Source organism: Vibrio caribbeanicus ATCC BAA-2122, from assembly GCF_000165125.1.
GTDB classification, from domain to species: Bacteria; Pseudomonadota; Gammaproteobacteria; order Enterobacterales; family Vibrionaceae; genus Vibrio; species Vibrio caribbeanicus.
Genome location: NZ_AEIU01000091.1, coordinates 144,483 through 151,468, shown reverse-complemented (window position 1 = coordinate 151,468; position 6,986 = coordinate 144,483). Strand labels below are relative to the sequence as shown.

Here is a 6,986-nt window from a genome sequence, read left to right as displayed (position 1 = left end):
TGTTGTTCTCGAATGCCTCATCTCCAATGGTGGTCACCGAATCTGGGATAGTCACGCTGGTAAGTTGGTTACCATAAAACGCTCGATTGCCAATGGTGGTCACCGAGTTTGGAATGACAACGTTGGTGAGGTGGTTACCATAAAAAACCTCACCTCTAATGGTGACCAATGACTCTGGAAGGGTAATGCTGGTTAAATCGTTATCATAAAACGCCTTATCCCCAATGCTAGTTACCGAATCTGGGATGGTCACGCTGGTGAGTTGGTTATTACCAAACGCTCCCTCTCCAATGGTGGTCACCGAGTCTGGAATGCTCACGCTAGTGAGCTGGTGATTACCAAATGCTCCCTCCCCAATGGTAGTCACCGAGTCTGGGATAACGACATCTTTCTCGGCACCTGTATAGCCAATAAGTAATAACTTGTTGACTGAACCGTCACGGTTTTTAGCGTATTGCAACCCTTTAGTTGCTTGTTCACAACCAGTAAGAAAAGCCAAACTAAGTAAGCTGCCTAGAATTGGGCCTATCCCCCTCGTGAGTCCTGTTATTGATAATGACATAGCTGTTCTCGTATTTATATTTGAGCGTGATCAGATTTCCTCTGCAAAAGCTTAAAACATTCACAAATGGTTAGCTACGCTCATAGATGAGAGGATGGTAATAATAGTTTCAGTTATTTGTTATATTTTGTAAGGTGCTTTAAAACACTCAACTGATAGCCGAATGCAAAAACGCCAGCGATCATCGCTGGCGTTTTACTTTGTGCAGTTAAAGCGTTACGGTGAGTGGCGGCTCTGGAACTTCCAAGAAACACACGATCACTCGGTACAATTCTCCCTCTGCGACAGTGATCTTGCCATTAGACTCGATAGCTAAACGACACGCTTTTACGAACTGGCGCCGTTGATTGGGTTGAAGTTTCAATAACGTCTCCAACATAGCGCGACTCAAGCACCAATTGTTATTGGGCTCATCCAATGTCATTTCTGCAAATCCTAGCGAGGTATGCGAAGCGTTGAAAGCATGTTGTGCACCTTCTCGTTCTGAATGCGTGACTCAGGACAATTCACGTAGGAGAACATTCAGGACACGCACTAAAAGAACTCACATTATTTTGCAGAGTTGGCGTTAATAAGTACCGTTAGATTGAAACAAATAAAATGGTGGAATTAGCGACAATACATTCCCGTTGGTGCTGAATAGCAGGTTAATTGCGGTGACGTTATATGGAGATATGTATTGAAGGAATTCAGGACACACGAAAAGAGTTCTAAAGGTGTGTTTCCTGAATGATTTTTACTTCAAATTTTGTTATGTTTGATGATTAGATTCTGCTTCCCCTTTGAAAGTTTAAAGAAAGTCAAATTTTCCTAAGTAGATATATTTAATATCCTCTTTTTTAACGTAAATTTCATCAAAGTATCTTGAGTCTTTTGAGTTATCGATATTATCGCCGATAACAAAATATGAATCATTAGGAACGTCAAGTATGAATTCATCAATCCAATCAGCACCCTTAATTTCTATGCATTTTATTGAATTACAAATCCTGCCACTACTTATCGTTAGTTTTTCTTTAGGTATACCAAATATCCGTTTTAAAAATATCATATCTTCATGAATGAAGCCCACAATATCCCCCCTTTCTAAGAGGGTGTCTTCATCTCGCTTTCTAATCATTACTATTTCATCATCATCGACTGTCGGGTACATACTTTCTCCAATATTTAATGCGAGTAAAAAATTTGACTCGTAAATTAAAATTTCAGTACAAATAAAAATATGAAGAGAAGCAATTGTTAACTTTTTAAGCTTTGTTATTCTTTTGAATCTTCTTTTAAAGAAAACAGGAGAAATTAACAGGCCAATAATTAGAGGAATAAATAACAAATAAGTAAAAATATAAACCTCTCTATTAAATAAGTAATCCAGCCTTTTCAACATTACTATCATTAATAACAATACCATCCAATAAAGATAAGATTTTTTATCGTAAATTAAGTCATATAAACCTAATGAAATAAAATTGACAATTGACTTTATTACTTTCAATTTTAAGATCCATACTTTAAAAAATAACAATTCGATTAACCAAAAAATAAACCATCTAGTTTATATCAATTTATTTCTCGATTCGTAGAATTTTTAGAGTGTGTAATGCAAAGACATTTAATCATAATTAAAATTATTTTTATAACAAAGCCAATCTCATATGAAATTAGCTTTGTTAAATTACTTAATCAAACTAGATGTATTTAATGCTCGATCAATATACCATAGGAGGGGTATGCCTCTATATTTTTAATCCCATTTCAATTAACGCCCAAAACCAGAAGTGCTTCCATCCTGCCTGCCAGCATGTCCATGATAGGTACCACCATTACCTCTTATTCTATCTAATTCTTTTTGCTCGCCTTCATTTAGTTTGGATGAGTGAAACACTACACCCAACCAGTTTCTTTTCCATATATTTTTTATTGTCTTGGCGGCTTCTAATACCTGCCTTTGTGCCGCTATGTCACCACCACTATCATCTTTACCACCACCAACAACTTGTGCCATTTCTTTACTAGACAGTTCTTGTATTATCAGTCCTATTTTTATGGTTATTAATAATTCAGGGAAAAAATATATATTACAATATTAACTAAATCAAATAATTTTTTTAAAAAAATTAAACATTAATCTGTCAATTGAATTAACAAAAATCATTATTATTAACAAGCTAAGGTTAGATAACTTGTAATAGGTTAAAAATCATTCAAATATTTTATTTTTATCGTTCTTATCATTTCTATGTCTTTTTATTAAATTAATCTTGCATTAAAATCTAGAACCTAAATACTAATTATTCGAAACTAAAAAACACAAAAAGACTGATAAAAACATAAATAAAATCATATTTTTATAAGATAAAAATAAATGGTTAATCAATTAAATTGTTATTTTTTCGTCTGTTTATATTAAGCACTCTTTGTCATTCAGTTGTTCTGAACGACAGAGTAATATAGCTTTTTCATAACCAGCATTACAACGCTCTGTTTTAAATATGACTCTAGATTAGGAGGTTGGTGTAAAAATTATTTAGAGGACAGTAGGAAGTCCATAGGGCAAGTCCAGCCGCCGTAAAGGCTATTACCGCCATTAGTTTTTCTATGCCAAATTTATCCGACGACCTTTTTTCAAACTTCAACCTGTAACTCACTTTGGGGCAAAAACAATCCAGAACACACCAATAAAAACCAAAAGTAACGCGTCCAAAAATCATCACAAACGCTATTCTATAAAATTAGAGTTTATAAGCTTACGAAGTGTAATTTGGGAAATCAGTGCGCATAATTTAGGAGAGAAACTCAGGACACACACTAAAAGAACTTACATTATTTTGCAGAGTTGGCGTTAATACGTACCATTGGATTGAAGCTACGAATATGTTGGAATTAGCGACAATACGTTGCCGTTGGTGTCGAATAGTAGGTTAATTGCAGTGACGTTATGTGGAGATATGTATTGAAGGAATTCAGGGCACACTAAAAGAGTTCTAAAGGTGTGTCCTGAATGGTTTTGCAGAACATACGACAAGCGTTCATTTAGGGAGTTGGCAATGCATCTTTACATTGTGAAGCCCCTTTATCCAATGAGTTATTCTTCGAAATAGAATGATTCAGCTTTCTGTATGTTTTGTTAAAATAACGCTTGTTGGACCAAACCTTAATATCGCCGATAACAAACAAGTGTTTTTTAGCGCGGGTAACCGCTACGTTCAGCAAATTTGGTTTTGAGGCAGCCCAAGCCGCCCCACCACTATTTCTCGTGTCACATCCGAGTACCAAAATGACAGTATCATTTTCCTTACCTTGGAAAGTATGTACAGTTCCGACGTTGTATTTAAGAAAGTTACTAAAGTCCTTCCCTTCCCAATTCGCGCGATTTAAGATCTCAGATTTACTGCGCTTTAAATCTTCTTTTAACTCTTTTTTTACCGCTTTAAACGGTGTTATCACGTAAATACTGTTTAAGTCACCATTCTGTTCTGCTAACTCGAGTAAAAGAGCTTTTACGTCTTCACCCAACTCACGTTTGTACTGTTTGAGTACACAGTCACCTTGTGAATCATTCCAACGGTTATGTCCCAAGAACTCATGATTTCTTGCCTCAACATCTTTGCTGTTATCAGCCCCATGTATCATTCGATTGTTGTAAGCTATTTCATTCGAAATGCTAAACATTGGTTCTATACATCGGCGGTGTACCCACAGAGGTATACCTATCCATTGGTTTTCACCACCCACATCTATCATACACCCGTATGGGTTAACACGATCTGCTAACGTCTGAACTGACCACTTACAAGGATCCCACTTCTCAGATTCCTCTTGCAACTTAGACTGCATTAAGTAGTCAATAAGCTCTGGAGGGGAAGTGAACACAGGTTCGATTTGCAGAGGATCTCCAACAACCACTGCGCGCTTGGCACGTAGCAACCCACCAACCGCTGCTTGCGGTATTGCTTGCCCTGCCTCATCAATCATGAGCCAACCGAGAGATTCTGACTGCAACTTAGAAAACATATTTCCCAATGAAGCAAAAGTCGTCGAAACCACGGGGACAAACATAAATAGTATCTGCCAAATCGCCAGTGCATTTTCGCTACTCTTACCTAAAACAACATCTCTCACTTTGCATATCTGAGTTCGAAAACTATTAAGGTTGCTAGCTTCTATCAGCCAAGCCTCGTGCAGCTGTAACGCAGCAGCGTATACGTCAGACCTCAGTTCATTGATCTTTCCCTGCTGCCAGCACGCGTGTCTCTGTCTGTCATCCCCCTCAATATCATCAGTGGCTTCTGGTAAGTGATATCCCTTAAACTCAGCTCTATAGGCATCTAACTGTTCTAGAAGCTTCCTTTTTTTTAGCTCCTTAGATTGGATATCAACCTGCTGCTGTAAAACTTTCTTTGTACATTCTTTTATCTCTATCTCTTTGTGTTCTATGTCACCCACAATTAAACGGATAGTTTTTTTGACATTTTCGTACTCGCTTAGCTTTTCAGTTAGTGAGGCCCTATATTGTTTGTTTTTCTTAGTATTAAAGAACCGACTAAACCAACCAGGTGAGTTAACCTTCAATTGCTCAAGGGAAATTGAAATTTCTTCTTCCCTTCTCACTTCAGCATTTCTGGTTGATTTAAGAGTATCTAGCTCTACAGAGAGCGAATGGGCATAGTTTTTTAGCTCATTTAGAGCTAGGTTCATTTGATATAAATGAACATCAAATTGCTTTCCATCGAAATCCTTTTGCAGACTATCAAAATTAACTAACTTGTCATTCAACTCATGGAAACGAGATAACTTCTCGTTAAAGGTTCTTTTGGCAATGTGAAAAGACGGCCCCGTATACGTTGAGCGATATTGCCAAAAATTCAAGAAGTCCAAAGAAGGTTCTCTAGCCGCTGGCTCGTTACCTTTTTCATAATGCTTTTTAAAGAAAAAGCGATCGATAAACCTCTCCCTCTTTTTATAAGCCCCCATGGCAGCAGAGATATTTCCCCAGCTCTGTCTTTTATCGTTCAAGGGTTGTAGTCGGCCTTTTTTTTCATCAGCACTGACTTGATTTGCGACAGAACGAAAAAAACTGGTGTTTGTATATCTTGCAGCTATTGATTTTGCCTGAGGGAGCTCTTTTGAGATGTTTTCAACAGCAGCATTATTCGATGACGCCACAACCATTTCAAAATCAGTGAGTTCTTCAACAAGAAACCCTTCTGGGCTGACTCCATCACTAACTTTCGAAAATGACGCTAATACTTTTGCTCTCTCAACAATATTTTGTGCAATTATATCCCGTAATAACGTCGTTTTGCCTGTGCCAGGAGGGCCATTAACAGAGATCAGTCCACCTATTTTCAGCTCCTTGAAGACCGTATTAATAGCAAACTGCTGCATTAAAGACATGTTATGCGCAGGCTCTGTCAGCCACCTTCCTTCTGGTGTTGCTTTGGGGTTCAAGTGATTATGAATCAATGGTATCGATTCGTTAGTATATAGATCAATATGCTTATGACTAGATTGTCCCAAGTAGGTCTGAAGGGACTTGCTACCCCTACCCGTGGAAATCGCATTAATGGCTCGCTCTATATCTCGAATATAGAAGCTATTTAAAATTGGTAACTGAGACTCGTCCTCTTTAGATTCGTCTGCTTCAAATTCATCCTCATTGTCGCCTTCAATTTCTCTTAATGATTTTTTGTTCTCCAAGAGATTTTCTGACTTCGCCTCAAACTCAGAAAAAGCCATCTGAAATGAGTAAACGGTTGAATTCTTAGAAAGTAATAAATCTTGGTTGGAAATACCAGCCCATTGATAAAGCCCAGTAATTAAGCTCTCTAGGCTTTTAACACAAAGAGTACGCCTTCCCTCTAGACTAGGATGGTAAGGCAAGTTAGTTTTCCAACGTTCCATAAACTCTTTGAGGTCATCACACCGGTTATCAAACCGTTCCTGAGATATACTCCCAGCCCTTCCTTGTAATAACTCAGCTAGAGCCCACGGCAGTGTGCTTACCGAAAAGTTATCCAGCCGAGGCACACCAAACTCGTCCAGCATCAATTTAGCAAAGCAAGATATTCCCTCATTATCTCTTCTTTGCTCTATTTCTTCAAAAAAGCTCTCATCTTGGTTATGGGTAGAAAAGTATTCCGCAACTTTTTTATCTATCGCCGACTTGTCGAATAATCCCAGATATAAAGTATAAGTACACTTTTTGCCCGGCGTAAGTCCGAGTGAATCTCGAACTGCGGGACTTAGCCACGGAAATAGATCGTTACCACATGACGTTAACTCGTAACATGCTACATTTACCGGAGCGATTTTACTGTCATCTTTGTCCGGTATTGAGTAGGCTTGAAAAAACTCCACTAAATGCCAGCATTTCAATATATTTATCGAGTTTTCTTTTCTACTATCCACAAATTAACGCCCATTA

The 6,986-nt window shown here is 37.8% G+C and carries 4 protein-coding genes and 1 pseudogene; all 5 read right to left on the bottom strand.

All coding sequences use genetic code 11. The features are described from left to right. A partial coding sequence (locus RH40_RS15380) for a leucine-rich repeat domain-containing protein (RefSeq protein WP_009602546.1) occupies nucleotides 1-562 on the bottom strand: 562 nt, incomplete at its 3' end. Nucleotides 563-770: 208 nt separating this feature from the next. Next, nucleotides 771-1,079, bottom strand: a pseudogene (locus RH40_RS15375) (M48 family metallopeptidase); the annotation flags it as partial. Nucleotides 1,080-1,352: 273 nt separating this feature from the next. After that, the gene (gene lepB, locus RH40_RS15370) at nucleotides 1,353-2,054 is read right to left on the bottom strand and encodes a signal peptidase I (RefSeq protein ID WP_009602543.1); all 702 of its coding nucleotides are present in this window, start codon (nucleotides 2,052-2,054) and stop codon (nucleotides 1,353-1,355) included. Nucleotides 2,055-2,318: 264 nt separating this feature from the next. Further along, nucleotides 2,319-2,564 (bottom strand): hypothetical protein, encoded by a 246-nt coding sequence (locus tag RH40_RS15365; RefSeq protein WP_009602542.1) that lies wholly within the window; start codon nucleotides 2,562-2,564, stop codon nucleotides 2,319-2,321. A 1,028-nt stretch (nucleotides 2,565-3,592) separates the two neighbouring features. Then, complete coding sequence (locus tag RH40_RS15360; RefSeq protein ID WP_009602541.1) at nucleotides 3,593-6,970, bottom strand: DEAD/DEAH box helicase; 3,378 nt, start codon at nucleotides 6,968-6,970, stop codon at nucleotides 3,593-3,595. Nucleotides 6,971-6,986: the final 16 nt, after the last annotated feature.